This is a genomic window from Baekduia sp., assembly GCF_035318805.1.
In the GTDB taxonomy this organism is placed as follows: Bacteria; Actinomycetota; Thermoleophilia; order Solirubrobacterales; family Solirubrobacteraceae; genus Baekduia.
Genome location: NZ_DATHDY010000136.1, coordinates 54,651 through 80,593 on the forward strand (window position 1 = coordinate 54,651; position 25,943 = coordinate 80,593).

General features: G+C 74.4%; 29 protein-coding genes and 1 riboswitch. Of the genes, 13 read left to right on the forward strand and 16 right to left on the reverse strand.

Translation table 11 applies throughout. The features are described 5' to 3' along the window. Window positions 1–58: 58 nt before the first annotated feature. Genes VK501_RS26800 through VK501_RS26835 form a run of 8 tightly spaced genes read right to left on the reverse strand, consistent with a single transcriptional unit; the run spans window position 59 to window position 6,514 of the window. Entirely contained in the window at window positions 59–799 is a 741-nt protein-coding gene (locus VK501_RS26800; protein WP_324343052.1) for a glutamine amidotransferase, read from the reverse strand. After that, on the reverse strand, window positions 792–1,529 hold the full coding sequence (locus VK501_RS26805; RefSeq protein WP_324343054.1) for a class I SAM-dependent methyltransferase: 738 nt from the start codon (window positions 1,527–1,529) through the stop codon (window positions 792–794). Before VK501_RS26805 ends, VK501_RS26800 begins: the two co-directional genes overlap by 8 nt. Next, entirely contained in the window at window positions 1,526–2,911 is a 1,386-nt protein-coding gene (locus tag VK501_RS26810; protein WP_324343056.1) for a MurT ligase domain-containing protein, read from the reverse strand. Before VK501_RS26810 ends, VK501_RS26805 begins: the two co-directional genes overlap by 4 nt. Beyond that, a complete protein-coding gene (locus tag VK501_RS26815) occupies window positions 2,908–3,804 on the reverse strand; it encodes a diacylglycerol kinase family protein (RefSeq protein ID WP_324343058.1) in 897 nt (298 codons plus the stop codon). The genes VK501_RS26810 and VK501_RS26815 overlap by 4 nt, the downstream gene beginning before the upstream one ends. A 20-nt stretch (window positions 3,805–3,824) precedes the next feature. Next, the gene (locus VK501_RS26820; RefSeq protein WP_324343060.1) at window positions 3,825–4,643 is read right to left on the reverse strand and encodes an HAD-IIA family hydrolase; all 819 of its coding nucleotides are present in this window, start codon (window positions 4,641–4,643) and stop codon (window positions 3,825–3,827) included. Then, entirely contained in the window at window positions 4,636–5,130 is a 495-nt protein-coding gene (locus VK501_RS26825) for a GNAT family N-acetyltransferase (RefSeq protein WP_324343061.1), read from the reverse strand. Before VK501_RS26825 ends, VK501_RS26820 begins: the two co-directional genes overlap by 8 nt. A 35-nt stretch (window positions 5,131–5,165) precedes the next feature. Next, window positions 5,166–5,897, reverse strand: coding sequence for an SOS response-associated peptidase (locus VK501_RS26830; protein ID WP_324343063.1), 732 nt, complete (start codon window positions 5,895–5,897; stop codon window positions 5,166–5,168). Window positions 5,898–5,899: 2 nt separating this feature from the next. Continuing rightward, window positions 5,900–6,514 (reverse strand): hypothetical protein, encoded by a 615-nt coding sequence (locus tag VK501_RS26835; protein WP_324343065.1) that lies wholly within the window; start codon window positions 6,512–6,514, stop codon window positions 5,900–5,902. 69 nt (window positions 6,515–6,583) lie between these two features. Between VK501_RS26835 and VK501_RS26840 the strand changes: the two genes are divergently transcribed. Then, entirely contained in the window at window positions 6,584–6,970 is a 387-nt protein-coding gene (locus VK501_RS26840) for a hypothetical protein (protein ID WP_324343068.1), read from the forward strand. A gap of 90 nt (window positions 6,971–7,060) precedes the next feature. On the opposite strand, the gene VK501_RS26845 is transcribed toward VK501_RS26840, so the two are convergent. Next, on the reverse strand, window positions 7,061–7,834 hold the full coding sequence (locus VK501_RS26845; protein WP_324343070.1) for a hypothetical protein: 774 nt from the start codon (window positions 7,832–7,834) through the stop codon (window positions 7,061–7,063). Between the two features lie 50 nt (window positions 7,835–7,884). Here VK501_RS26845 and VK501_RS26850 point away from each other — a divergent pair, with 50 nt between their 5' ends. From VK501_RS26850 to VK501_RS26885, 8 genes are all read left to right on the forward strand, one after another. Beyond that, entirely contained in the window at window positions 7,885–8,508 is a 624-nt protein-coding gene (locus VK501_RS26850; RefSeq protein WP_324343072.1) for a CGNR zinc finger domain-containing protein, read from the forward strand. Window positions 8,509–8,642: 134 nt separating this feature from the next. Next, a complete protein-coding gene (locus VK501_RS26855) occupies window positions 8,643–9,422 on the forward strand; it encodes a phosphodiester glycosidase family protein (RefSeq protein WP_324343074.1) in 780 nt (259 codons plus the stop codon). Between the two features lie 26 nt (window positions 9,423–9,448). Then, window positions 9,449–10,588, forward strand: a complete 1,140-nt coding sequence (locus VK501_RS26860; protein WP_324343076.1) for a winged helix DNA-binding domain-containing protein — start codon at window positions 9,449–9,451, stop codon at window positions 10,586–10,588. Window positions 10,589–10,643: 55 nt separating this feature from the next. Continuing rightward, complete coding sequence (locus VK501_RS26865) at window positions 10,644–11,984, forward strand: glycosyltransferase family 4 protein (protein WP_324343078.1); 1,341 nt, start codon at window positions 10,644–10,646, stop codon at window positions 11,982–11,984. Then, entirely contained in the window at window positions 11,981–13,720 is a 1,740-nt protein-coding gene (locus tag VK501_RS26870; protein ID WP_324343080.1) for an ABC transporter ATP-binding protein, read from the forward strand. The genes VK501_RS26865 and VK501_RS26870 overlap by 4 nt, the downstream gene beginning before the upstream one ends. Then, window positions 13,717–14,346 (forward strand): VOC family protein, encoded by a 630-nt coding sequence (locus VK501_RS26875; RefSeq protein WP_324343082.1) that lies wholly within the window; start codon window positions 13,717–13,719, stop codon window positions 14,344–14,346. Before VK501_RS26870 ends, VK501_RS26875 begins: the two co-directional genes overlap by 4 nt. A 127-nt stretch (window positions 14,347–14,473) precedes the next feature. Beyond that, entirely contained in the window at window positions 14,474–14,782 is a 309-nt protein-coding gene (locus VK501_RS26880) for a DUF3592 domain-containing protein (protein WP_324343084.1), read from the forward strand. 161 nt (window positions 14,783–14,943) lie between these two features. Further along, on the forward strand, window positions 14,944–15,573 hold the full coding sequence (locus VK501_RS26885; protein WP_324343086.1) for a CAP domain-containing protein: 630 nt from the start codon (window positions 14,944–14,946) through the stop codon (window positions 15,571–15,573). A gap of 657 nt (window positions 15,574–16,230) precedes the next feature. Here VK501_RS26885 and VK501_RS26890 read toward each other — a convergent pair. The 4 genes from VK501_RS26890 to VK501_RS26905 form a co-directional block, all read right to left on the reverse strand. Continuing rightward, window positions 16,231–17,127 (reverse strand): peptidoglycan-binding protein, encoded by an 897-nt coding sequence (locus tag VK501_RS26890; RefSeq protein ID WP_324343088.1) that lies wholly within the window; start codon window positions 17,125–17,127, stop codon window positions 16,231–16,233. 8 nt (window positions 17,128–17,135) lie between these two features. Then, window positions 17,136–17,269: riboswitch (cyclic di-AMP (ydaO/yuaA leader) on the reverse strand. A gap of 66 nt (window positions 17,270–17,335) precedes the next feature. After that, the gene (locus VK501_RS26895; RefSeq protein ID WP_324343091.1) at window positions 17,336–18,100 is read right to left on the reverse strand and encodes an ABC transporter permease; all 765 of its coding nucleotides are present in this window, start codon (window positions 18,098–18,100) and stop codon (window positions 17,336–17,338) included. Further along, window positions 18,097–18,864 carry an ABC transporter permease gene (locus tag VK501_RS26900; protein WP_324343093.1) on the reverse strand — a complete coding sequence of 256 codons (768 nt, stop codon included), beginning with the start codon at window positions 18,862–18,864 and terminating at the stop codon, window positions 18,097–18,099. The genes VK501_RS26895 and VK501_RS26900 overlap by 4 nt, the downstream gene beginning before the upstream one ends. Beyond that, on the reverse strand, window positions 18,861–19,865 hold the full coding sequence (locus tag VK501_RS26905; protein WP_349261068.1) for an ATP-binding cassette domain-containing protein: 1,005 nt from the start codon (window positions 19,863–19,865) through the stop codon (window positions 18,861–18,863). The genes VK501_RS26900 and VK501_RS26905 overlap by 4 nt, the downstream gene beginning before the upstream one ends. A 30-nt stretch (window positions 19,866–19,895) precedes the next feature. Here VK501_RS26905 and VK501_RS26910 point away from each other — a divergent pair, with 30 nt between their 5' ends. Together VK501_RS26910 and VK501_RS26915 are read left to right on the forward strand one after the other, a co-directional pair. After that, window positions 19,896–20,954: a sigma-70 family RNA polymerase sigma factor gene (locus VK501_RS26910; protein ID WP_324343097.1), complete on the forward strand. Its 1,059-nt coding sequence runs from the start codon at window positions 19,896–19,898 to the stop codon at window positions 20,952–20,954. Window positions 20,955–21,355: 401 nt separating this feature from the next. Then, a complete protein-coding gene (locus tag VK501_RS26915; protein ID WP_146921180.1) occupies window positions 21,356–21,559 on the forward strand; it encodes a cold-shock protein in 204 nt (67 codons plus the stop codon). A gap of 182 nt (window positions 21,560–21,741) precedes the next feature. Here VK501_RS26915 and VK501_RS26920 read toward each other — a convergent pair whose 3' ends face one another. Further along, complete coding sequence (locus tag VK501_RS26920) at window positions 21,742–22,245, reverse strand: cupin domain-containing protein (RefSeq protein WP_324343098.1); 504 nt, start codon at window positions 22,243–22,245, stop codon at window positions 21,742–21,744. Between the two features lie 80 nt (window positions 22,246–22,325). On the opposite strand from VK501_RS26920, the gene VK501_RS26925 reads away from it, so the two are divergent. Further along, on the forward strand, window positions 22,326–22,862 hold the full coding sequence (locus VK501_RS26925) for a ribonuclease H (RefSeq protein WP_324343100.1): 537 nt from the start codon (window positions 22,326–22,328) through the stop codon (window positions 22,860–22,862). A gap of 76 nt (window positions 22,863–22,938) precedes the next feature. Next, window positions 22,939–23,751, forward strand: a complete 813-nt coding sequence (locus VK501_RS26930) for a helix-turn-helix transcriptional regulator (protein WP_324343102.1) — start codon at window positions 22,939–22,941, stop codon at window positions 23,749–23,751. Here the strand turns inward: VK501_RS26930 and VK501_RS26935 are convergent. Together VK501_RS26935 and VK501_RS26940 are read right to left on the reverse strand one after the other, a co-directional pair. Beyond that, window positions 23,748–25,175 carry an FAD-binding oxidoreductase gene (locus VK501_RS26935; protein WP_324343104.1) on the reverse strand — a complete coding sequence of 476 codons (1,428 nt, stop codon included), beginning with the start codon at window positions 25,173–25,175 and terminating at the stop codon, window positions 23,748–23,750. The two genes, VK501_RS26930 and VK501_RS26935, sit on opposite strands and share 4 nt — an antisense overlap. Before the next feature lie 18 nt (window positions 25,176–25,193). Further along, a complete protein-coding gene (locus VK501_RS26940) occupies window positions 25,194–25,799 on the reverse strand; it encodes a phosphatase PAP2 family protein (protein ID WP_324343106.1) in 606 nt (201 codons plus the stop codon). Between the last annotated feature and the right edge of the window lie 144 nt (window positions 25,800–25,943).

The window sequence follows — 25,943 nt, forward strand, 5'->3', positions numbered from 1 at the left end:
CTTGCGGGTGTTCGCCCAGGGGGCGAAACCCGCGGCGGGTTCGGGACCATGCTCCGAGCTAGACGCCGGCCGCGTGCCGGGCGCTCTGGTGCGCCGCGTCCTCCAGCGCGTCGTCCAGCGGCGCCAGCGCCGCCGGCTCGATCCGCAGGGCGGTCGCCAGCAGCCAGTCGGCGAACCAGGCGTTCTTGGGCAGCAGCGGACCGTGGAGGTACGTGCCGATGACCGTGCCGCGGCGGACGCCCTCGACGCCCGACCGACCGTCGTTGCCGTGGCCGCGGAGCACGCGCCCGAGAGGCTGCTCGCCGGTCGCCAGGAACGTGCGCCCGCCGTGGTTCTCGAAGCCGGCGAGCGTCCGCGGGCCGTCGAGGCCGGGCAGCTGCACCTCGATCGCGACGTTGCCGATCAGCCGCGAGCCGTCGATCGAGCGGACCGTGTGCAGGTCGACGAGGCCGATGCCCGGGACGCGCTCGGTGCCCAGCTCGTAGTGGTCGCCGAGCAGCTGGATGCCGCCGCAGATCCCCAGGACGATCGCGCCGCGGTCGGCGGCCGCGTGCAGCGCCTCGCGCTTGGTGTCGACGAGATCCTGCGCGCAGAGCTTCTGGTCGCGGTCCTGGCCGCCGCCGAGGTAGAAGAGGTCGTGGGCGTCGGGGTCGACCGGCTCGCCGAGGCCGGCCGCGGTCAGCTCGAAGCCGATCCCGCGCCAGGCGCACCGCCGCTCGAGCATCAGCATGTTGCCGCGGTCGGCGTAGATGTTCATCAGGTCGGGGTAGAGCGCGCAGACGCGCAACCGGTCAGCCACGCAGGACCACCACCGTCGAGCCGACGTAGACGTCGGTGGCCGGGATCCGCAGCGCCGACTCGGCGGTGAAGCCGAGCGCCTCGGCCTCCTCCGCGACCTCCGCCGCGCTGACGCGATCCAGCCGGATCACGTCGTGCGCCTCGCTGGTCACGGCGCCGCCGGCGTCCTCGACCTGGCGCAGCCGGTGGATCGCCGCGCGGTCGCCCTCGTCGACCACCGCCAGGGGCCGGCTGGCGTAGCGCACCCCGTCGAGCTCACAGGTGTCGGGCTCCGGCAGGCCGTCGCTCTCGGAGTCGAAGCTCTCCAGCGCGTCAGCGAGCGCCGCGGCGACCGCGCCGCGCGGCGCGAGGTGCGCGCGGGCGCTGCGCAGGAAGCCCGCGCGTCCTTCGGGCCCGCCGAGCAGCTGCAGCGTCTGCATGGGCACGATGATCAGCGAGAACCGGGCGTCGTCGCCTAGGGCGAAGGCGCGGGCGTCGGCCACGGCGGTCCGCACCGGCAGCCCCGCGGCGCGCTCGTCCAGGGCTGACAGCAGCGTCGCCTCGGCGTCGAGCGCCACCACGGACACGCCGCGCGCCGCGAGGTCCAGCGACACGCGCCCGGTCCCGGCGCCCACGTCGAGCACCGGGCCGCGACCGCCGTCCGTCTCGGACTCCGCGAGCCGGCGCCACAGCGGGAGGTCCTCCGCGTAGCCGCCGCACTCGACGTCGTGCCACAGCACGTCGAGGATCATCCGAAGCTGCTCCCGGCGACGCCGCGGGCCACCAGCTCGCGCCGCAGCTCCAGCATCGCGGTGTAGGTCGGGATCGCCACCAGCCGGCCGGGATCGTCGGGGACGGCCGCCAGCGCCCGGTCCAGCCCGGCCGCCAGCTCCGGCTCGACGACGAGCCGGTCCTCCGGCACCCCCGCGTACTTCAGCCGCAGCGCCATCTCCGGCGCGCGCGTGCCGCTGCAGGTCACGCGGCGCAGGCGCCCGGCCAGCGTCTCGAAGTCCGCGTCCCAGATCCAGCTGACGTCGCGCCCGTCGGCCGTGTGGTCGTTCAGGACCGCCAGCAGGTCGTGCTCGCCGTCCTCGAGCGCCAGCGTGCGGAGCACCTCGTTGGCGCCCGCGGGGTTCTTGACCAGCAGGAGCAGCATGTCGTGGCCGCCGACGGTCACGGTCTCCGCGCGCCCGAACGCCGCGGCGACCGACTCGAGGCCCGCCACGATGTCGTCGCGCCCGGCGCCCAGCGCCGTCGCCAGCGCCGCGGCGGCCAGGGCGTTGTACACGTTGTAGAGCCCGGGCAGCGGCAGCCGCACGTCGACCACACCCGACGGCAGCCGCATCGTCACGCGCGCGCCGCGCAGCCCGTCGAGCACCACGCGCTCGGCGGCGACCTGCGGCTCGGGGCGCGTCGCCCCGCACGAGTCGCAGTGGTAGTGGCCCAAGTGCCCCAAGAACACGTAGTCGTAGCGGTACGGGGCGCCGCAGCGGCGGCAGTGCTTGGAGTCCGCGGCGTGGGCCATGCCCGCCAGCGCCATCGCGGGATCCTCGACGCCGAAGAAGATCACGCCGTCGGTCCCGACGCGCTCGCGCCCGAGGTCGGCGACCAGCGGATCGTCGGCGTTGAGCACGAGCGTGGTGTCGGGCACGTCGGCGACGACGGACTGCCAGCGGTCGGCGATCGTCTCGAGCTCGCCGTAGCGGTCGAGCTGGTCGCGGAAGAGGTTGGCCAGCAGCAGCGCGCGCGGGTGCAGCTGGGGGACGAGGCGGTCCAGCCAGAACTCGTCGATCTCGAAGAGCCCGGTGTCACCGGCGATCGCCCCGCCGCGCCCGGCCGCCTCCAGCAGCGTGCCGGCGATCCCGCCCGCCATGTTGGCCCCGGCGCGGTTGTGCACGAGCGCGTGGCCGCCGCGCTCCAGGATCGAGGCGACCATCGCCGCGGTCGTCGTCTTGCCGTTGGTCGCCGAGATCACCGCGTTGCCGTTGGGCAGCCGCGCGGCGAGCGCGCCGACCGCGCCGGGCTCCAGGCGCAGCAGGAGCTTGCCGGGCAGCGACGTGCCGCCGCGGCCGGAGCGGCGCGACACCGCGCCGGCGGCGCGGGCCGCGGCCAGCTTCGGTCCGAGCAGCGTCATGACGCCGGCAGGAGTACCCGGACGGCGCCCGGAATCGCGCGGATCGTGACCGGCAGGTCCCCGATCGGGTCGCCGTCGGCGTAGACCGTGAACGGCCGGTCGGCCGCGATGCGGACCTCGGCCCCGCGCAGGACGCTCACCGAGTCCAGCCCGACGTGCGTGCCCTTGAACACCATCGGCAGGCACCGCACGAACTGGCGGCGCGACCGCGGGGCGATCATGACGACGTCCAGACGGCCGTCGTCGAGCTCGGCGTCGGGGGCGAGGAACATCCCTCCACCGTAGGCCTTCGCGTTCGCGGCGGCGACCGTCCAGCCGGCGAACGTGCGCCGGTCGCGGTCGACGACCACGTCGAACGTCGCGGGGCGCCACGTGGCCAGCGCGCGCAGCGCGCCGTAGGCGTAGACGAGCGGTCCCAGCCGCGACGGCGCGCCGTTGGCGATGCGGTTGGCCTCGGAGTCGAAGCCCAGCGAGGCGATGCCGACGAAGGTCCGGCCGGCGCCCGTCGTGCTGGTGACCTCGCCGACGTCGAGGGCGCGGACCTCGCCCTGCGCGAGCACCGTGCACGCCGCGACGGGGTCCCGTGGGATGCCGCAGCCGCGCGCGAAGTCGTTGCCGCGGCCGCCGGGCAGCACGCCGATGATCGCGCTCTCGTGGCCGCGCAGCGCGCCCGCGACGGCGCCGACCAGGCCGTCGCCCGAGAACGGGACCACGACCTCGCCGATCGCGGCGGCCTCGGTGGCCAGCGCGCAGGCGTGCAGCAGCGACTGGGTGCGCTCGGTCCGGAACGCGACGCCGAGGCGGCGCAGCTCGTACTCGACGGCGGGCAGCGCGCGCAGCGCACGGCCGCCGCCGGCCGAGGGGTTGACGAGCAGGGCGACGGGGCGCGGCATCGGCCGCCCATCCTGCCGCATCAGCCGCGCAGGACGAGGGCCGCCAGCGTCTGCGCGATCGCCACCGGAGCCGGGTCGGTCGCCGCGCGGGCCTCGGCCTCGCCGGTTGCGCCGCTGAGCACGATCGCGCCGTCCAGCCCGGCGGCGTGGGCGCCGGCCAGGTCGCTGTCGAGCCGGTCGCCGATCACCAGCGCCCGCGGATCGGCCGGGTCGGCGCCGAGGCGGTCCAGCGCGGTGAGGAACGGCTGGGCGGCGGGCTTGCCCGCGTTGACGGCCACCGCGCCGGTCGCGGCCTCGACCGCGGCGATGATCGGGCCCGTGCCGGGCCACAGGCCGTCGGGCATCGGGAACGTGGGGTCGCGCCCGGCGCTGATGAGCTCGCCGCCCGCGAGCACGGCCTGGACCGCGCCGCGCAGGTCGGCGTAGTCGAACTGGTCGTAGGCGGCGACCACGACGACGTCGGCCTCGGGGACGTCGACCCCGTTGACGATCGTCACGCCGGCGTCGGTGACGTGGCGGTGGATCACGGGAGCGCCGACGACGTAGGCCGTGCGCCAGCGCTCGGTCTCGGCCAGCACGTGCTGCACGGCGCCGCCGACCGTGACGACCTCCTCCAGCGCCGCCCGGAAGCCGAGGCCCCAGAGCTTGCGGACGTACTCCTCGCCGGAGTGGCGGGCGTCGTTGGTGACGAAGGCGATGTTCTTGCCCGCGGCGCGCAGCGCGGTGATGGCCTCGGCGGCCCCGGGCGTCGGCTCGTCGCCGACCCACACGCACCCGTCGAGGTCGAGCAGCACGTGGTCGTAGCGCGTCAGCAGCGGCGCCAGCCGGCGCTCAGCCACGAGCGGAGATCTCGTACACCTTGCGGTCGCCCTCGTCGGCGGCCAGGTGCATGCCCGCGCCGAGCAGGACGCGCTGGGAGGCGAGGTTGACCAGGTCGGTGTCGGCGTGCACGGTCCGGACCTCGGGCTGCTGCAGCGCCCATTCGAGGAAGGCGGTGAGCGCCTCGCGGGCGTAGCCGCGCTGGCGCGCGACGGGCACGATGCCGAAGCCGATGCTGACCTCGCCGAGGTCGTCGGGCGGGGCGTGGAACCCGATGTCTCCGATCACGAGGCCGTCCTCACGCAGGAGCACCTGGTAGTGGCAGAACGGGCCGCGGGGCACGTCGTGCTTGACGAGGTCGGCCTGCATGGCGACCGCGACGAGCGTGCCGTCCAGCGGATAGCCCTCGGCCCAGCGGTGGCCGCTGGCGGGGCGACCGTCGAGCAGGTCCTGCATGGCCGCGGGCGAGAGCGGCGCAAGACGCAGTCGAGGGGTGGTCAGCTCCACGACATCGACCCTAGCCGCTCGTCGCAAGGAGATCGTCAGAAGAGGCTGAGGTCGCCGGGACCCGCGCGCTCGGAGCGCGCCTCGGGCTCCGGCTCCGGGTCGGCCAGGCAGTCCGGTCCGTCGTATCGCGCGTCGCTGACGGCGAGGCCGACCGGGCGGCGGGCGGTCAGCGCGTCGGGCAGCGGCGCGAGCAGGTCGGTCAGCGCCGCGCGCGGGGTGCCATGGTCCAGCCACGCGTCCTCGGCGCCCTGGTCGGGCAGGATCACCGGCATCCGGTCGTGGATGTCGGCGAGCAGGTCGTTGGCGCCGGTCGTGACGATCGTGGCGGTGCGCAGCACCTCGTCGCCGGGGCCGTGCCAGACGGCCCACAGGCCGGCGAAGGCGAACGGCGCGCCGTCGGCGCGGGTGATGTGGAACGGCTGCTTGCGCGCCCGGTCGTCGCGCTTGCGCCACTCGTAGAAGCCGTCGGCGACGATCAGGCAGCGGCGGGTCTTCAGCGCGTCCCGGTAGGCGGGCTTCTCGGCGATGGTCTCCGACCGCGCGTTGATCAGCTTGAAGCCGGTCCTGGGATCCTTGGCCCAGTGCGGGACCAGGCCCCAGCGCAGGACGTCGCCGCGGGGCTCGCCCTCCTTGGAGGTCGTCACGGCGAGGATGTCGTCGCCGGGCGCGACGTTGAAGCGGCGGCGGATGTCGACCGACTCGCCCAGCCCGAAGCGCGCCCGCAGCTCGACCTGGGCGGGGGTGGCGAGCGAGTAGCGCCCGCACACGGCTACTTCCCTGGTCCGGCCGCCCGCGCGGCCTTGGCGCGGCCCTGGCGACGGCGCCCCAGGACGGCGAGCACGACCAGCGCGAGGATCACGATGACGATGCCGAGCCAGACCGCGGTCAGCAGGCTCAGGCCGCCGAAGGGCAGGCCGATGAGCAGGGCGATGCCGGTGCCGACGAGCACGAGCGCGACGATCAGCGCGAGGATGATGACGATGCCGCGCACACGCGCCAGGACGCCGGCGTTGCCGGGCGGCGCCACGAGCCCCATGAAGCGCAGCAGCATGAGCTGGCGGTTGGACGGCGGAGCCTGCCCGAGGCGCTCGACGGCGGCCTTGAGGTCGTCCGGGCGGCGCTCGGCGAGGGCCAGCGACGCGTCGGCCATGCGGCGCAGCGCCATGCGCTCCTGCGGGCGGGCGGACGCCAGCGCCTGGCGGAAGTGCTCGCGCGCGGCCTTGGCGTCGTAGCGCTCCGCCGCACGCGCGCCGAGGATGGCCTGCGCGGCCGCCTTGAACTTCTGCTCGCGCTCGAGCTCCTCGTCGGAGCGGGTCTCGAGCTGCTGCATCGCAGCAAGTCCACCTTGCTGCTGCATCCGGATCTGGCGCTGCTTGGGCGGCATGTCCTTCCCAGCCTATCGACAGCAGGCTTTTCCATTGCGCCCGCCGCACGTGGAAGGATGTCGCGCTCGATGCTTCGCCGGTTCAGGCTCCTCATCTGCCTCGCCGCCCTCGCGGCGCCCGTCGCCGCCCAGGCCCAGGACTCGCCGTTCGCGCCGCTGCCGCCGGCCCAGACGGCGCCGCCGGAGCCGACCACGACCTCCTCGTCGAGCACGACCGACGACGGCGGCCTGAAGGGCTGGCAGACCACGCTGATCGTGCTTGCCGGCGGGATCCTGCTGCTCGGCATCGCGTGGGCGATCGTCACCGACGCGCGCAGCGTCGCGCCGACCGGCGACGAGCCCGAGACCAAAGCCGAGGCCAAGGCCCGCCAGGAGGCCGACCTCAAGCGCCGCAAGGCGCGCAACCGCGCCGCGGCGAAACGCTCGCGGGCGTCGCGGAAGAAGAACCGTCCGTAGCTAGGAGCCCGGGTCCCTACTGGACCGCGGGTACGAGCCCCTGGGCGAGTACCTGCAGCGAAACGAGCCCCCTGGGCGAGGCTTCGCCTGTCAGCGCGTCGGGTCGTCGGAGGCCACGTAGCCCGTCCCCAGCGCCTGGCCCGTCGCCGCCAGGCACGCGCGGTCGAGGCGGACGAAGACGAGGGCGACGCCGGCCTCGCCCTGGGCCGGGGTGTTCCGGCACCAGGTGTAGGTGTAGGTGTCGAAGTTCAGCGCGGCGACGAAGGCGTGGCCCAGCTCGGCGACGTTCTCGCCGCCGATGCCCTCGACGTGCTTCTTGATCGCCACGCAGTCGTAGCGACCGATGTGCTTGGTCAGGACGCGGTCGTCGGGGATCGCGGTCTTGGACTTCAGGATCGGACCGCACTCCGTGCCGAGGATCGGCCCGTCGAGCTCGCCCGTCCGCTCGCGGCCGCGCGCGTCGGCGGTGATCCGGACCTCCACGGCACGCACCAGCGAGGCGCGCGCGGCGAGCCGCCGGGCGGCGCCGGCGCCGGCGGGCGGGCGCAGCGAGCGCGCCGCGCCATGGTGCGGCGCCTGGTAGCGGGCGATCCTGGCCCGCAGCGCGGCGACGCGCTGGGCGGTCTCGGCCTTCTGGCGCGCCTCGCGGTCCGTGCGATCGCCGAACGCGAGCACGGCGAACGCGGCCAGCGCCGCCGCGACAACCGCGCCCGCGGCCCCGCCGATGATCCGGCGCCGGCGCCGCACGTCCGGCGGCGTGGCGAAGTACGACCCGTTGCAATGCGGACAGCGCTCGAACCGCGTGCGACCCTCCTGCCCGCAGGTGGGGCAGATCCGGGGCGGCGGCTCCTCGGCGTCGGGCACGACCTAACCAGCGTAGACAGGTTGGGTGGTTGTGCGCAACCATGGCGTGCGTGGATCGCTTCGACCCCGGCCCCCAGCCCTCGGGCCGCACGCCCGCCCCGGGCCGCCTCGGGCTCGTGCAGGCGTTCACCAACTCGTTCTGGGACCTCGGCCGGGGCGGCGCCGACGAGTGGGCCGACGTCGCCGGCTTCCGCCGCTGGCTGCGGGCGCGCGGCTTCGCCGGCGAGGCCGCCGGAGCGGCCGACCGCGCTCGCGCCGTCGAGCTGCGCGAAGCCCTGCGCGCGCTGGCCCGCCGCCACCACGACGCGCCGCACGATCCGCCCGACGCCCCCGAGCTCGCGGTGCTCGACGCGCTCGGGCGGCGGGGCGCGCTGCACCTGCGCTTCGGCGGCGGCGACGCCCACCCGCGCCACGCGCCCGCGGGGGACGGGCCCGACGCGGCGCTGGCGCTCGTGCTCGGCGTGGTGGCCGAGGCGATGGCCGAGGGCAGCTGGAGCCGCCTGAAGGCCTGCCCGGGCCCGCACTGCGGATGGCTGTTCTACGACGGCTCGCGCAACCGCTCGCGCCAGTGGTGCTCCATGCAGCTCTGCGGCAACCGCGTCAAGGGGCGCGAGTTTCGCGCGCGGCGGCGTGGGGGCATGGCCGCACCCGATGCCCTCCGGCCGCGTACCTAAGGTTCGCGAACCTGGTCGCCGGGAGGGGGCGGGAAGCCGGCTCCGAACTCAAACTGCGTGGTCCGCCGGTCGACCACCGTCACACGACCTTCACGACAACGACGACCTGACCCTTCACCCTTATGCCTCGCGCCATGGCCACCCGCCCTCGCATGACGCAGCTGCTGCCGCCGCTGCCGAAGCTCCGGCACCTGCGCCGCGAGCGCCTGCGCCTCGGCGACGGCGCGCGGACGACGCTCTACGTCGCGCGCTACGACCTGCGCCGCACCGAGGTCCGCGTCGTCCGGCTGGCGCGCCCGCTGCCGCTGGAGGCCTACTGCCAGGCCAACGGGTTCGACGAGGCGCTGGTCGGCGGCTTCTACCAGCGGCCCGACCTGACGCCGCTGGGCGAGCTGCGCACGGGCGGCGTGGTGCGGCGCCACGTGCCGTTCGCCACGCCCTACGGCGACGTCCGCGCCTCGCTGAGCGTCAGCGGCGGCAAGTTGACGATCGGCCACCGCCACGACCTGCCCGCCGAGCCCGCCGGCGACCTGCTGCAGGCCGGCCCGCTCCTGGTGCGCGGCGGCGCGCTGGTGACCGGCGACCGCGAGGGCTTCTCGGCCGGCTCGCACCAGTTCGACTCAGACATCACCGACGGCCGCTACCCGCGGACCGCGATCGGCATCACGCGCCGCGGCGAGGCGCTGGCCGTCGCGTGCGACGGACGCGCCGACGACGAGGCCGGGCTGAGCATGGCCGAGCTGGCCGAGGCGATGGCCGCGCTGGGGGCGGTCCAGGCGATGAACCTCGACGGCGGCGGCTCGACCTCGCTGGTCTGTGGCGGGCGGCTGCGCAACGCGCCGCGCGAGGCGCACGGCATCGCGCTGCCCGGCGGGCGCACGGTCCCGACCGCCATCGTCTTCCGCAAGCGCTGAGCCCGCGCCCCTACCCTCCGGCGGCGATGAACGTCGCCGCAGAGCAGGTGCTCGCCTTCCGTCTCGCGGGCCAGGATCTCGCCACGCCCGCCGCGGACGCCAGCGCCGCGCTGCGCGGCTGGACGGTGCAGGACTCGCCACCGGGGACCGCGGTCGCGGCCGTGCTGGCCCGAACCGAGGACGGAGCGATCGACGCCGGCTGGCTGGACCGCGCGCTCTTCGAGGACCGCACGCTGGTCGCGCTCTACAACGCGCGCACCGCCACCGCCGTCCTGCCCGCCGGGGAGGCCGCCACGTACGCGACCGCCATGCTGCCCGGCGACGACGACGCCGGCCTGAAGGCGATCGCGGGACCGGCGCTGCCGGACATCTCGGAGGGCTTCGCGGAGCCGGTCGCGCTCGGCGTCGCCGCGATCTCCGACGCGCTCGATGGGGCCACGCTGAGCCGCGACGACCTGCACGAGGCGCTCCGGCAGCGGCTGCCCGGCGCGCTGCTGCCGTGGTGCAAGGGCTGCGAGACCCACCACGCGCGCCGCGGGCTGCTGGTCCTGGCCGGCCTCCACGGGCGGCTGTGCCTCGCGGGGCGCGTGGGCCGGCAGCCCGCGTTCGCCCGCACCGACCAGTGGACCGGCTGGGATGCTCCGGACCGCGCGACCGCCGGCATCGAGCTCGTGCGCCGCTACCTGACCGCCTACGGGCCCTCCACGCACCAACACTTCCAGCAGTGGTCGGGCCTCGGCACCGCGCACGCCAAGGCGCTCTGGACGAGCGCGGCCGGCGAGGTCAGCGAGGTCGCGGTCGGCGGCGCGCCCGCCTGGGCGCTCACGCGCGACCTCCCGCGGCTCCAGGACCCGCCGCCCGCCCCGGGGGTCCGCCTGCTCGCGCCCGGCGACCCTTTGCTCGTCGGCCGCGACCGCGAGGCGCTCGTGCCCGATCCCGCCCTGCGCAAGCAGCTGTTCGCGGTCCTCGCAGGACCCGGGCTCGTCCTGGTCGACGGGCGACCCGCGGCGCTGTGGCGCGCGCGCAAGCAGGGCAAGCGCCTCACGGTCGCCGTCGCGCCGCTCGGCCCGGCCGCCGACCGGCCCGACCCCAGGGCGCTGCAGGCCGCCGCCGAGCGCCTCGCGCCGCACCGCGGGGTCTCGTCGGTGACCGTCGAGACCTCCTGAATCCCGACTCCATACCCGGGTTTCGCCCGCCATCCGGTACAACAGTGGTGTGCGTGTGCTCTCCGGACTGATGTTCTTCCCTCGTGGTGGATCCGCGCATGTCGCCCGTGCACTGGCCCACGAGCTGCCCGCACACGGCTGGGACGTGACCCTCGTCGCCGGCTCGCGCGACGGCCACGGCGACGCCCGCGCCTTCTACGCGGGCCTCGACATCCACCCGGTCGACTTCGACGCCGGCGACGCGCCGATGCATCCGTCCTACGAGGACCGCCCGGGCGCGACCGACGGCGTCTTCGCCGCCATCGACGACGCGGGCTTCGAGCGCCACGTCGACGCCTGGGCCGACGCGCTGAGCGAGGCCGGCGCCGCCGAGCACGACGTCCTGCACCTCCATCACCTCACGCCGCTGCACGAAGCCGCGGCGCGCGTCGCGCCCGGCGTGCCGGTCATCACGCACCTGCACGGCACCGAGCTGCTCATGCTCGAGGAGATCGCCGACGGCGCGCCGTGGCCGCACGCCGACGCCTGGGTGCGGCGGATGCGCCGCTGGGCCCAGCGGTCCGAGCGCCTGCTCGTGCTGTCGCCCGGCCAGGTCGCCCGCGCCGAGGAGCTGCTCGGCGTGGATCCCGGCCGCTGCGTGCTGAGCCCCAACGGCTTCGATCCCGAGACCTTCGATCGCCTCGAGGTCGACCGCGGCACGCACTGGCGCCACCACCTCGTCCGCGAGCCGCGCGGCTGGCGCCCCGGCGGCGACGAGGGCAGCATCGGCTACAGCGCCCACGAGGTCGAGCCGCTCTCGCGCGGCCCGGTGCTCATCTGCGTGAGCCGCTTCACCGCCGTCAAGCGCCTCGGCCTCCTCGTGCGCGCCTGGGCCCGCGCCCAGGCCTCGGGGCGCCTGACGGCCGACGCGTCGCTCGTGCTGCTCGGCGGCTACCCGGGGGAGTGGGAGGGCGAGCATCCGTCCGACGCGGTCGCCGCCTCCTGCGCGCGCAACGTCTTCCTCGCCGGCTGGCACGGCCACGACGAGCTGCCGTCCTTCCTCTCGGCGTCGGACGCGCTGGTGCTCGCCTCGGTGCGCGAGCAGTTCGGCTCGGTGCTCGTCGAGGGCATGGCCTGCGGCCTGCCACCGATCGCCGTCGACCGCTTCGGGCCTGCCGACATCGTCGACGACGGCACGACGGGATGGCTCGTCGCGCCCGACGACGAGGCGCAGCTCGCCGACGCCATGGTCGAGTGCATCGGCGATCCGGTCGAGCGCCGCCGGCGCGGGCGGCGCGCGTGGCGCGACGCCCGCGACCGCTACTCGTGGCCGGCGCTGGCCGGCGATCTCGCCGAGGTGCTCGACGAGGTCGCCGACGTCGCCGGCGGTCGCCTGGCCGGCAGCCAGGCCTCGTGACGCCCGAGCGCTCCGAGTTGCGGCGCATCGCCGCGCTGTTCCGGCCATACCGCGCACGGCTCTTCTCCGTGCTCGCGCTCATCGCGCTGAGCGCCGGGCTGAGCATGGTGTCGCCGTTCCTGCTGCGCGAGGTCCTCGACCAGGCGATCCCCCAGCGCGACACGACGCAGCTGACGTGGCTGGTGGCCGGCATGATCGCGATCGCGATCGTCACCGGCGCGCTCGGGGTCGCGCAGACCTACCTGTCCAACATCGTCGGCCAGGAGGTCATGCACGACCTCCGCGCCGCGGTGTACCGCCACCTGCAGCGGATGTCGCTGGCGTTCTTCACGCGCACGCGCACCGGCGAGGTGCAGGCGCGGATCGCGTCCGACATCGGCGGCATCCAGAGCGTCGTGACGAGCACGGCGACGTCCATCGTCTCCAACGTCACGACGGTCCTGGCGACCGTCGCCGCGATGTTCGTGCTGGACTGGCGGCTGGCGGCGTTCTCGCTGGTCGTCCTGCCGTTCTTCGTGTGGATGACCCGGCGCGTCGGCGGCGAGCGCCGCAAGATCACCGCCCAGCGCCAGGGGCGCGTGGCCGACATGTCGTCCCTGGTCGAGGAGTCGCTGTCGGTCACCGGCATCCTGCTCGGCCGCACGATGGGCCGCGGCGACGAGCTCGTCGACCGCTTCACGGCGGAGTCGCGCGAGCTGGCGACGCTGGAGGTCCGCTCGCGCATGGCCGGGCGCTGGCGCATGGCGTCGGTGCAGATGAGCTTCGCGATCATGCCCGCGCTCGTCTACTGGTTCGCGGGGCAGACGTCGGCGATCAGCGTCGGCACCCTGGTGGCCTTCACGACCCTGCAGACGCGGCTGCTGTTCCCGATCGGCTCGCTGCTGTCGGTGTCGGTCGACCTGCAGAGCTCCATGGCGCTGTTTCACCGCATCTTCGAGTACCTCGACCTGCCGATCGACCTCGCGGAGCGCGCCGACCCGGTGCAGCTGCACGACATCCGCGGCGAGGTGCGCTTCGAGGACGTGACGTTCGGCTACGACGAGGACGTCGCGCCGACGCTCGACGGCATCGACCTCGACGTCCCGGCGGGCTCGTTCACGGCGATCGTGGGGGAGACGGGCAGCGGCAAGACGACGCTCGCCTACCTCGCGGCGCGGCTCTACGACGTGCGCGCGGGCCGCGTGACGATCGACGGCGTGGACGTGCGCGACGCGAGCTTCGCGTCGCTGGCCCGCACGGTCGGGCTCGTGTCGCAGGACACCTACCTCTTCCACGCGACCGTCCGCGAGAACCTGCGCTTCGCGCGCCCGACCGCGACCGACGAGGAGCTCGAGAACGCGGCGCGCGCCGCGCAGATCCACGACCTGATCGCGTCGCTGCCCGCGGGCTACGACACGGTCGTCGGCGAGCGCGGCTACCGGTTCTCCGGCGGCGAGAAGCAGCGCATCGCGATCGCGCGCGTCGTGCTGCGCAACCCGCCGATCCTCGTGCTCGACGAGGCCACCAGCGCGCTGGACACCGAGACCGAGCGCGCCGTGCAGGACGCGCTCGACCGCCTGGCCGAGGGCCGCACGACGATCGCGATCGCGCACCGCCTCTCGACGGTCCGCGATGCCGACCAGATCGTCGTGCTCGACGGCGGGCGGCTGGTGGAGCGCGGCACGCACGAGGAGCTGATCGAGCGGGGCGGGCGCTACGCGGCGCTGGCCGCCCAGGGCGAGGGAGCCCCGGCGTGAGCCGTCCGCGGCTCGTCGAGCTCGACGTGGCCGGCGTGGCGGAGGACTGGACGGCGCTGGGGTTCGCCGTCGACGGCGACGGGCGCTGTCGCGTGGGCCCGACCGACCTGCTGCTGCGTGGCGGAGCCGGCGGGATCGAGGGCTGGGCGCTGCATGGCGCGATCCCCGCCGACGACGGGATCGACGGCGTGCCGACCGCGGTCAAGCCGGCGCCCGACGCCGAGCGGTCCTCGCCCGCGCATCCCAACGGGACCGTCGCGATCGACCACGTCGTGGTCATGACGCCCGACACCGTGCGGACGTTCGAGGCCTTCGAGGCCGCGGGCTTCGAGCTGCGGGCGGTCCGCGACGCCGGCACGCCCGAGCAGCCGCTGCGCCAGGGGTTCCTGCTGACGGCCGAGGCGATCGTCGAGGTCGTCGGACCGCCGGAGCCGGACGACGACGGGCCGTCGCGGCTGTGGGGGATCACGTTCGTGGTGGCGGATCTCGACGCCACCTGCGCGCTGCTCGGGGCCGAACGCGTGAGCGGGCCGCGCGACGCGGTCCAGCCGGGGCGCCGGATCGCCTCGGTGCGCCGCGCGGCGGGACTCACCGTCCCCGTGGCGTTCATGACGCCGCGCGCCTGAGACCGGATCGACACTGACGCGCGGGCGTGGCGGACGTAGCGTCGTCCTCGACCGGCGTGAGCACGGATGAGCACGCCGGTCATCGACGGCACACCATCCCCGATCCCTCCAGGAGCAGACGAGCAACATGGGGTTCTTGAAGGACATCCGCAACCTCGAGGAGCAGGCCGGAGCGATGGTGCCGCCCGAGCATCGCGCCGTCGCCGGTGGTCGCATCGGCACCGCGACGATCCAGGCGGTCCGCGACGCCGGCACGACGGTCGACGACGACCCGATCGTCGAGCTCGACCTGTCGGTGTCGGTCGGCGGCGGGCCGGCCTACGCCGTGACGCACGAGCAGGCGATCTCGCGCAGCGCGATCGCGAGCTTCCAGCCCGGGGGCACCGTCCCGGTGCGCGTCGATCCGGCCGATCCGTCGTCGCTGACGATCGGCTGACCCCAGCTTGGCCACCGCTCTCCGCTGGACCGGAATGGTGGCCAACCGGTGGGCGTCCCCGGCCCCGCACGGCCGGGGACGTCCCGCCCCTTCTCAAACGATCGTCCAGAATCCAGCGCACCGCGTCATGCGAGGGCGCAGAAGCCCGATGGGCACCGGGAGTGCCGACCTACGCGCGCCGACTCCTGCTGTCCTGCGGCGCGCTCCTGGCGCTCGCGCTCCCCGCACCGGCGTTGGCCGCGTGCGCCGGTGAGGGCGGGCCGCCCGCCGATCCCGGCGCCGTGGCCGCGACGCTGTGCCTGCTCAACGAGCAGCGCGCGGCGCAGCACCTGCCGGCGCTCAGCAGCTCGTCGCCGCTGCGCGCCGCCGCCTCCGCCTACGCCCGCGAGATGGTGGGCCGCAGGTTCTTCGACCACGTCTCGCCCGACGGCTCGACGATGCTCCAGCGCATCAAGGCCGCAGGCTGGGTCGCCGCTTCGGGTTCCTGGACCGCCGGCGAGAACATCGCCTGGGGGTCGGGCGGCTCCGGCACGCCGGCGTCGATCGTCGACAGCTGGATGCACAGCGCGGGCCACCGCGCCAACATCCTCAACGGCGCCTTCGTCGAGATCGGCATCGGCATCGCACCGGGCGCGCCCCAGGCCGGCGTCCGCGGCGACGCGGCCACCTACGTCACCGACTTCGGCTCCCGCGGCTCGGCCACCGCAGCCGCAGCCAAGCCCAAGAAGCCCACCGCGCGCTGCGTGACGCGGGCCGGCGCGACCGCCGCCAAGCGCTGCGCGCGGCGGTAGGGGGGCGGGGCGGGGCGGGCGCCGGTGGCGTTCCGCTCGGGCGCTGTCGGAGTGCCGGCGCGTCGTGGGGGCAGTGACGGAGTGAACGCGCTTGCAGGGCGCAGGCGGGGTCGGTCGTCCGCGGGGCGCCCGGGTGGGCGGGCGTCCGCAGGACGGATGGCGACTTGACGTTGCATCTCAACGGCGATTCGCCATCGATCGGCCGAGTGGGAGACGAGCGGCACCTGGCCGTTGCATCTCAACGTCCAAGTGCCGTTCGCCGGTCGCCACCGAGACGGATGGCGGGTTGGGGTCGTGTGCCGACCCCTATCCGCCAACGGTCGCGCGCGGTGCATCATTCGCGCCCGAACGACCCCGACCCCGGCGCCCCGCGGAGAACACGACGCGCCCGCACCCCGTTCACGCACTCGTCATCGCCGCCGGACCACGCCCCGCACCACGACCAGCGCACGAACGGAGCGCGACAACGCCACGGACCACGACCCCGACCCCGGCGCCCCGCGGAGGACACGAGGCGCCGGCACTCCCGTTCACGCACCCGTCATCGCCGCCGGACCACGCCCCGCACGACGACCAGCGCACGAACGGAGCGCAACAACGCCACGGACCACGACCCCATCCCGGCGCCCCGGGGAGGACACCAGGCGCCCGCGCCCCCTACAGCCCCGCCGGATGCCGCACGGTGTAGCCCGCCGCCGAGCGGCTGTCGGGCTGCCAGCGCGAGCCGTTGCCCGAGCGCCCGGAGGTGTCGAAGCGCCGGCCGTCGATGACCATGAAGGCGTGGCCGGGGTTCGCGTAGACGGTCACGTGGCGGCCGGGCCCGGGCGAGCCGTAGTGCATCAACTCGCTCGAGTCCATCGGGCGGCTGAGCTTGCCCATCGCGTGCAGCACGTAGGAGACCGAGCCCGAGCAGTCATAGCCCGACGCCTTGAAGCTCCCGTGGCCACCGCCGTAGACGTAGGGCCGACGGGCGATGCGGTTGCCGGCGGCGACCGCGCGGCGCAGCAGGCGAACGGACGCCGAAACCGCGGTGGCGCCGCGCAGGTGCGCACGCTTGAGCACCGGGTGCGAGCCGCGAATGCCGAGCGCCTTCCAGGTGCCGGGTCCGACGATGCCGTCGGCGGTGAGTCCGTGGGCGCGCTGGAAGCGCTTGACGGCGCTCGACGTGCCCGGGCCGAAGACGCCGTCGGCGCCGACGCCGAGCTTGCGCTGCAGCAGGCGCACCGGGGCGCCGCGGGTGGCGACGCGGACGCTGCTGCTGCCCGCCGAGGCGCTGCTGTGTGCGCGGCGCGCACGGCGGATCATCGCCCACGTCCCGGCGCCGACGACGCCGTCGGCGGTCAGGTCGTGGCGGCGCTGGAAGCGCTTGACCGCGCGCAGCGTGCCCTTGCCGAACACGCCGTCGGCGGGGGAGATGCTCAGGTCGCGCTGCAGCGTCTTGACGCGCGCGCCGTGACTGCCGTGCTTGAGCGGCTTGGCGTCGGCGGCGGCCGGCAGGACGACGAGCGTCGCGGCGAGCAGCGCCAGGAGGAGGCGGAAGATGGGAACAGGCATGGTTGGCGCGCCTGCGGGGTGAGCTGTCGGGCTCGCGCTGCGGAGAGCAGCGCTACGACGTCATCCAGACGTCGATTCGCCCCGGCGGCCGGTTCGTGGCCGCAGTGGGTCCCCCGTCCGTTCGCAAGCGAACGATTCGGCGCGGCGTCGTTCTACCACCAAAAATCCCTGCAAGCTGCAACATCCGTTGCAGCTTGATGTGCTGCAACTACACGCCCACGCGGCCCAGCCGCCGGGTCGCAAGCCCGCCGAGCACCGCCAGCAGCCCGAACACGGCCAGCAGCGCCGGCCACGTGTCGCCCCACGTGACGCCGCCGGTGAAGCCCTGGCGCACGCCCTCCAGGACGAACGTGACGGGGTTGACCGTGGCGATCGCGCGCAGCCACCCGGCCAGCAGCTCCTTCGGCGCGTAGGCGGTGGTGAAGAGCACGGCGATGAAGCCGACCGCCTGCATGAGCGGGGCGGCCTGCTGCGTGCGGAACCGCAGGGCGACGAGCACCGAGTAGAACGCCACCGCCGTCGCCAGCCCCATGACCAGCACGACGTCGAGCGCCAGCGCGCCCACGCCGGGGAAGTCCGTGCCGAGCGCGAACGCGACCACGAGCAGGAACGTCGCCGGCAGCAGCGCCCGGAGCGCGGCGCTCGCCACGATGCCCAGCAGGATCGTGGTCCGCGGCGCGGGGCAGACCATCAGCCGGTCGAACCACCCGCGCTCGATGTCGCGCGCCAGGTTGACGCCCGTCGCCGCGCCGGTGAACGCCGCGCCCTGCAGGAGGCCGACGGGCACGACGAACGTGCGGAAGTCGGTCGCGTCGAAGCCGGGCAGGCGCGCCGCCTCGCCGAAGACGCCGCTCATCCCGATCAGGAAGATCGTCGGCGCCAGCACGCCCGGCAGCGCCGCGCCCGGGACGCGCGTGATCTCGTTGAGCGCCCGCACGACGAGCGCGCGGATCACCGACAGGCTCGCCCTCATGCGTCGCGCAGCCTTCCGCGCAGCGCCCACACGGCGAGGGCCACGAACACCGTGGTCAGCGCCGCCGCCGACGCCACGCCCTCCAGCGCCGAGCGCGCCGAGACCGAGGAGATGATCGGGTCGCGCATGCCCTCGGCGATGTAGCTCAGCGGGTTGTAGGTGGCGAACCAGTCGGCCGGCGCCTGCAGCAGCTCGCGCGGGAACCAGGCGCTGGAGACCAGCAGGATCACGAAGACCAGCGGGAAGATGCCCTGCACGGTCGAGGCGTTGCGGGCGCGCAGCGCGAGCACCACGCCCAGCGCGGCGAACCCCGTCCCGGCCAGCACGCCGATGACCAGCACCAGCAGCGCGCCCGGCACGCCCGCGCGGATCTGGGCGCCGAAGATCAGGCCGAGCACGAGGAACCAGACGACCTGGACCGCCGCGATCGCCGAGCCGGCGAGGATGCGCCCGAGCACGATCGACACGCGCGGGATGGGGGAGGCCACGAGCCGGTCGAAGAACCCGCCCTCGATCTCCAGCGCGGTGCCGATGCCCTGCATGACGCCCCCGAGCAGCAGCGACTGGACGATCGCGCCGGCCAGCTCGAAGTCCAGGAAGCTGTCGACGTCCGGGAAGCCCGGCAGGCCGGTCGTGCGCGTGAGCCCGCCGGTGTTCACCGCGAGGAACAGCGTCGGCATGATCACCAGCGGCGCGAGGAACTGCGGGCGGCGCACCGCGCCCATCAGGGTCCGGCGCGCGAGCGCCAGCGCCGGGGCGATCACGACGGCACGGCCGGCTCGACCGGCTCGCCGGCCGCGGCGCCCTCCAGGTGGTGCCCGGTCTGCTCGGCGAAGACGTCGTCCAGCGTCGGGCGCACGACCTCGATGCCCTCGACGACGCAGCCCGCGTCGTCCAGGGCGCGGACGACGGGCGCGATCGCGGCGGCGCCCTCGACGACGCGCAGCGAGAGGTGCGTGCCGCCGGCCCCGGCGCCGTGCGCCAGCAGCTCGCCGAGCGGCCCGATCGCGCTGCGGGCGGCCTCCACGTCGGGGCGCTCGCCCCCGAGCGTGATGTCCAGATGCGGGGCGCCGACCTGCGCTTTGAGCGCCGCGGGCGTCCCCTCGGCCACCAGCACGCCGCTGTCGATGATCCCGACGCGGTCGGCCAGCACGTCGGCCTCCTCCAGGTACTGCGTGGTCAGGAAGACCGTGGTGCCCTCGTCGCGCAGGCGGCGGACCTCGTCCCACAGCGTCATGCGCGACGTCGGGTCCAGGCCCGTCGTCGGCTCGTCGAGGAACAGGACCTCGGGCTCGTGGATCAGCGCCATCGCGAGGTCCAGCCGCCGGCGCATGCCGCCCGAATAGGTCCCGACGCGCCGCCCGGCGGCCTGCGCCAGCCCGACGCGCTCGATCAGCTGATCGGCGCGCCGCGCCACCGCCCGGCGCGGGATGCCGTGCAGCGTCGCCTGCAGCTCCATCAGCTCGCGGCCGGTCATCAGGAGGTCCAGCGCCGCCTCCTGGAGCGCGACGCCGATCCGCCGCCGGACCTCGGCCGGCTGCGTGGCGACGTCGAAGCCCGCGATCGTCGCGCGGCCGCCCGTTGGGCGCAGCAGCGTCACGAGCATCCGCACCGTCGTGGTCTTGCCCGCGCCGTTGGGGCCGAGGAACCCGTACACCTCGCCTGGCGCGACCGCGAGGTCGATCCCCTGGACGGCCTTCAAGCCGCCCTTGAACTCGCGCTGCAGGCCGATGGTCTCGATCGCTGGACGTGACACCGGGCGCATCCTACGAGCCCGTGCGGGTAACTCAGTGAGATGGAGCTCGACGACAGGCAGCGCGCCGCGGTGACCACCCTGCTCGACCTCGCCGAGGACGACGGCGTCCTCTGCCTGGCCGACATCGCGACGCTCGTCGCACGCCTGGAGCTCGACGACGAGGCCCAGGGCCAGATCGAGGACGAGGCCCGCACGCGCGGCCTGGAGCTCAGCGACGACTGCGGCCGCCTGCGCGTCCCGGCGACGCACTACCTCAACGGCGAGCTGGCCGGCGCCACGACCGACGCGCTGTCGCTCTTCCTGCGCGAGATCCGCAAGCACCCGCTGCTGAGCGCCGCCGAGGAGGTGGAGCTCGCCAAGCGGATCGAGAACGGCGACGAGGCGGCCAAGGAGCGGATGATCACCTCCAACCTGGCGCTCGTGGTCTCGATCGCCAAGCGCTACCCGACCGACGGCCTGACGCTCCTGGACCTGATCCAGGAAGGGATCTTCGGCCTCATCCGCGCCGCCGAGAAGTTCGACTGGCGCCGCGGCTTCAAGTTCTCCACCTACGCCACCTACTGGATCCGCCAGGCGATCCAGCGGGGGATGGAGAACAAGGAGCGCACGATCCGGATCCCCACCAACGTGCTGCAACGCGAGCGCCGCGCGCAGAAGGCCGAGAAGGAGCTGTCGGCCGAGCTGGGGCGGCCGCCGTCCGACGACGAGGTGGCCGTGCGCGCCGAGCTCGGCGTCGGCGAGGTCGAGGCGCTGCGCGACATGGCGCGGACCGTCACCAGCCTGGACCGGCCGGTGGGCGAGGGCGAGGGCACCGCGTTCGGCGACCTCCTCGCCTCCGCCGCCCCGCCGCCCGAGGAGCAGGTGGTCGTCAGCCTCCGCGAGAGCGCCGTGCGCCACGCGCTCGAGGGGCTCAGCGACACCGAGCGCCAGGTCGTGCAGATGCGCTACGGCCTCAACGGGGACACCAAGCCGGTCGGCATCCAGGAGATCGGCCGCCGTCTCGGACTGCGCCAGAACGAGGTGCGCACGCTCGAGCGCCGCGCGCTCGAGCGGCTGTCGATGGTGCGGGAGATCGAGGCGCTCAAGGACGCGGCCTGAGCCGCGCCGGCGTCCGGCGGCGGATTGCGCCGCCCGGACCACGTGGGTCCGAGCGGCTCCGCCCGGTCATAGGCCACCGCTGTTTTCTTACATCCCAGGACGAGTGTCTATGCCTGGGCGGCGTGACACTCCCAACCACCAGGACGGGCCGCCGATCCGAGGATCGGCGCGTTGCCTGGCTGGGTCCACCACAAGGGAAGGACCCCGGTCGAGTGGGCAGCCCGCCGGACGACAGAGGTTAGCTGTTCCGAGGGCTATCACTCGAGCGTCCAGTGCTGCTAGCCTTTGTGATGTACAGGCTGAGCGATCATGCTCAGCACCGCAGTGCCCGTGTGTCCGCAGTCGTTGCCAGAAGCATCCTCCGCGTCACGCAGTGCACAACACCCGGAGGATCGATTTACATGGCTACCGGAACCGTGAAGTGGTTCAGCGACGAGAAGGGCTTCGGCTTCATCACCCCCGACGACGGGGGCAAGGATCTCTTCGTGCATCACTCGGCGATCAACAGCGACGGCTTCCGTTCGCTGCCCGAGGGCGCGAAGGTCTCCTACGAGGCTGAGAGCGGGCCCAAGGGCCCCAACGCGGTCAACGTCCAGCAGCTGTAGCACCCAGCTCGCTGCTCGGCGCCTGATCGCGCCGAACGAAAGGATCACCAGATGATCCGCTTGATCTGCGGCAGCTGCCTGCGTCTTTGGGACGCGCAGTTGCACGGCCATCGCAGCACCTGTCCCCATTGCGGGGGCGCGCTGCGGTCGCACTAGGAACGCATCGGCCCGGGGCGCGCAAGTCACGCCCCGGGCAGTGTTCCCTCCACGTACGGCATGTCCTGGTCGTCCGGAGTGCCGGCGTAGGCCTCGTCCGGCGAGGTGGTCTCCTTCGTCACCCCGGCGCCGCGGCGCACCGCCAGCGGCTCGACGGGGTACACGCAGTCGGTCTCGGCGCCCGCCCGGCGCGCGCCGACCATGAGCATCGTGCACGGCTCGTCGCCCTCGTTGACGAACGTGTGCCGCGTCCACGCGGGGCAGTGCAGGAGGTCCCACTGGCGCAGGGTCCGCTCCTCGCCCTCGACGATGGCCAGGCACGCGCCCGCGACCACCAGGAAGTCCTCCTGGCCGTCCTCGCCGTGGTACATCGTGCTGCGCTCGCCCGGGTCGATCGTGTGCAGGTTGATGCCGTAGTCCTGGAACCGCACGCCCTCGGGCTCGAACTTCGTGCACCGGCCCCAGCCGGGCGCCCCGCGCCAGGTCTGCTCGGTGACGTTGGCGATGAACCAGGTCGGATCGTCGGTCATACGGCCACAGCCTAGGCGGGTGGCCTGACCGTACCGGCGTGAGCGCCGCCGTCCTGGGCGACGCCTAGGATGGTCCGCTCATGTCGCCTGCCGCCAGTACCTTCCGCCGCCGTCGCTCCGCGCCCGTTCCCGAGATCCCGATCGTCGCGCGCCCGGGGGAGGCGCTGGTCTGGACCGACGGCGCCTGCCAGGGCAACCCCGGCCCCGGCGGCTGGGCCGCGATCGTCGTCGTGGAGGGCTCCGAGAACGTCGAGCTGTCCGGCGGCGAACCGCACACCACCAACAACCGCATGGAGTACATGGCGGCGCTGGAGGGCCTGCGCTCGTTGCCGGCTGACAGCGTGGCGTGCATCGTCACCGACTCGCGGCTGATGCTCGACTCCATGACCAAGTGGATCCACGGATGGAAGAAGAAGGGGTGGAAGACCGCCTCGGGCGACCCGGTCAAGAACCAGGACCTCGTGACGGCGCTGGAGACCGAGATCGCCCGCCACGCCGACGTGCGCTGGCACTGGGTCAAGGGCCACGAGACCGGCGCCGAGCACGCGCACAAGGTGCTCAACGACCGCGCCGATCGCCTCGCGGTCGCCGCGGCCAAGGTCGCGGCCGGCGGCTGACGCGCACCGCCCGGCGGCGGCGCCATGACCTCCGAGGTCATGGCGTGCGTCACCCCCGGCGCCTACGGTGGAGGGCATGAGCGCCGCCGCCGTCCTGTCCCGTCCCGCGCCCGAGGGCGTCGGCCCGCTGCTGCGGCGCTGGCGCGACCAGCGGCGCCTGAGCCAGATGGAGCTCGCCCTCGATGCCGCCGTCTCGACGCGCCACCTGAGCTTCGTCGAGACCGGGCGCTCCAAGCCCAGCCGCGACATGGTGGTCAAGCTCGCCGAGCACCTCGACGTGCCGCTGCGCGAGCGCAACGAGCTGCTGCTGGCCGCCGGCTACGCGCCCGCCTACCCGGAGTCCGGCCTCGACGACGAGCAGATGGGCCAGGCGCGCGAGGTCGTGCAGCGGCTGCTGGCCGCCCACGAGCCCTACCCGGCCGTGGCGATCGACCGCCAGTGGGAGCTGCTGGACGGCAACGCGGGCCTGCCGCTCATGACCGCCGGGGTGGCCGCGCACCTGCTCGAGCCGCCGATCAACGCGCTGCGGCTGAGCCTGCATCCCGAGGGCATGGCGCCGCGGATCGCCAACCTCGCCGAGTGGCGCGCGCACCTGCTCGGCCGGCTGCGGCGCGCGGTCGCCGCGACGCACGACGCGCAGCTCGTGTCGCTGCTGAGCGAGTTGTCGTCCTACCCGGGAGACGATCCGGGCGCGGGCGTCGAGGTGCCGGGCCCGGGCAAGATCGTCGTGCCGCTGCGGCTGCGCCACGAGGCCGGCGAGCTGGCGTTCATGAGCACGGTCACGACGTTCGGCACGCCGCTCGACATCACGCTGTCCGAGCTGTCGATCGAGGCGTTCTTCCCCGCCGACGCCCGGACGGCGGCGGTGCTCCGGACGCTCGTGGGTTAACTGTCGAAGCCCAGGCCGAGGCGGTCGAGCAGCCGCAGCCACGGGCCGCGACGGCCCTCGTGGCGATCGGCGGCGGCGAGCCCGCGCTGCGTGAGGGCGACGACCGCCGAGCGCAGCGGCTCGGGCGGGAACGGCACCGGCTTGCGGCGCACGTAGCGCAGGCGGGTCGCCTCGGTCTCGCGGCCGTCGAGCAGGTCCAGCCCGACGCGGGCGCCGAAGCGCGTGGCCGCGACGCCGAGGCCGGTGTAGCCCGTGGCGTAGGCCACGCGACCGCCGTGGGCGGTGCCGAAGAACACCGAGAAGCGGCTGCACGTGTCGATGGCGCCGCCCCAGCGGTGCGTGAAGCGCACGCCCTCCAGCTGCGGGAACGTCGCGAAGAAGTGCTGGGACAATGCAGCGAACGTCGGGTCGTGGTCGTCGTACTGCGGGCCGACGGGGCCGCCGCGGCGGTAGACCGCGTCGTAGCCGCCCCAGAGGATCCGGTCGTCGGCGGTCAGGCGGTAGTAGTGGAACTGGTTGCCGCCGTCGCCGATGCCCTGGCGATTGCGCCAGCCGACCGAGGCCTTCTGCTCTGCGCTGAGCGGCTCGGTGACCAACACGTAGTCGTAGACCGGGACGACGAAGTGGCGCAGGCGGGCCAGCAGCGGCGGGTAGGCGCTCGTGGCCAGCAGCGTGCGGCGGGCGCGGACGGTGCCGCCGGGCGTGCGGACGTCCATGGCGTCGCCCGCGCGCTCCAGGCCCAGCGCGGGCGTGCGCTCGTGGAGGCGGACGCCGGCGACGAGCGCGGAGTCCCGCAGGCCCGCCACCAGCCGGCCGGGGTGCAGGACGCCGGCGCCCGTGCGGTCCCAGACGCCGCCGAGGAAGAGGGGGGAGTCGACCTCGGCGCGCATCGCCACGGCATCGAGCACCTCGACGTCGTGCCCGAAGGCCCGGGCCAGCTCGGCGTCCTGCTGCGCGGCCTCGACCTCGTGGGGCTCCAGCAGCGCCAGCAGCTCGCCGGTCTCCTCGAGCTGTGCGTCGATGCCGTGGCGGGCGAGGTCGTCCTTGATGCCCGCGAAGTTCTCCAGCGCCAGGCGCTCGAGCGCCGGCATCTCGGCCGGGAAGCGCGCGAGGCCGTTGCCGAGGCCGTGCGTCAGGGACGCGACGGCGAAGCCGCCGTTGCGTCCGCTGGCGCCCGCGCCGATGCGGTCGGCCTCCAGCAGGACGACGTCTCGCGACGGGTCGTCGGCCTTGGCGTGCAGCGCGGCCCAGAGGCCGGTGAAGCCGCCGCCGACGATGCAGAGGTCGGCGGTCGTGGAGCCCGACAACGGCGGGTCGCCGGCGCGCTCGGGCAGGTCATCGAGCCAGAACGACGTCGTCGCCGCGCCCGCGTAGGCGGCGCGATGCGCGGCGGTCGGCGGGTCGGTGGGCCAGGGGCGCGGCATGCGCGCCGGACCGTACCGTTACGTGCGGGTGGGGGCGAGGCGCCCGACGGTGGCGCGGACGACCGCGTCGAGCAGCGCGCCGGAGCCGTCGGCCAGGCGGTTCAGCAGGGCCCGCACGGCGGGGAGGTACAGCACGAGCGCCGAGAGCCCGCCGATGGCGGCGCCCCCGAGCACGTCGGTCGGGTAGTGGATGGCCATCGCCACCCGTGTGAACGCCAGCAGCGTGGCGAGCACGAGGACGACCGTGCCCCACGTCCGGAAGCGCAGCACGAGCGCGACGCCGATCGCGAACGCAGCGGTCGTGTGGTCGCTCGGGAAGCCCGCGTCGGCGGCGTGGTGGGCGAACAGGTGGACCGCGTGCGGGTGCGACACGAACGGCCGCGGCCGGTCGACCAGGCGCGAGACGACCTGCGCGACCGCGAGGCCGACCGCGGCGCTGAGCCCCGCGGCGACGACGGCGCGGCGTGTCGCGCGGCGGGCCGGCCCCGCGATCAGGACGAAGGCCAGCACGAGCATGGCCAGGAACAGCAGCTCGGAGGCGTTGGCGTAGGCCACGAGCGGATCCTCGACGGCATCGTGCCCGGCGAAGAAGTCGTTGAGACGCTGCAACAGAGAGAGGTCCATCGGGCGCCCGCCAGCGTCGCGCAGACCTCCTGAACATCGCCTGAACATGGTGTTCACAACGGCATGGCGCGGATCCCGCGTGGGGGGATAGCCCGAGCATGCGGACGGGGGCGTCCGGCGCGCCGGACGGCGCCGCGCCCCAGC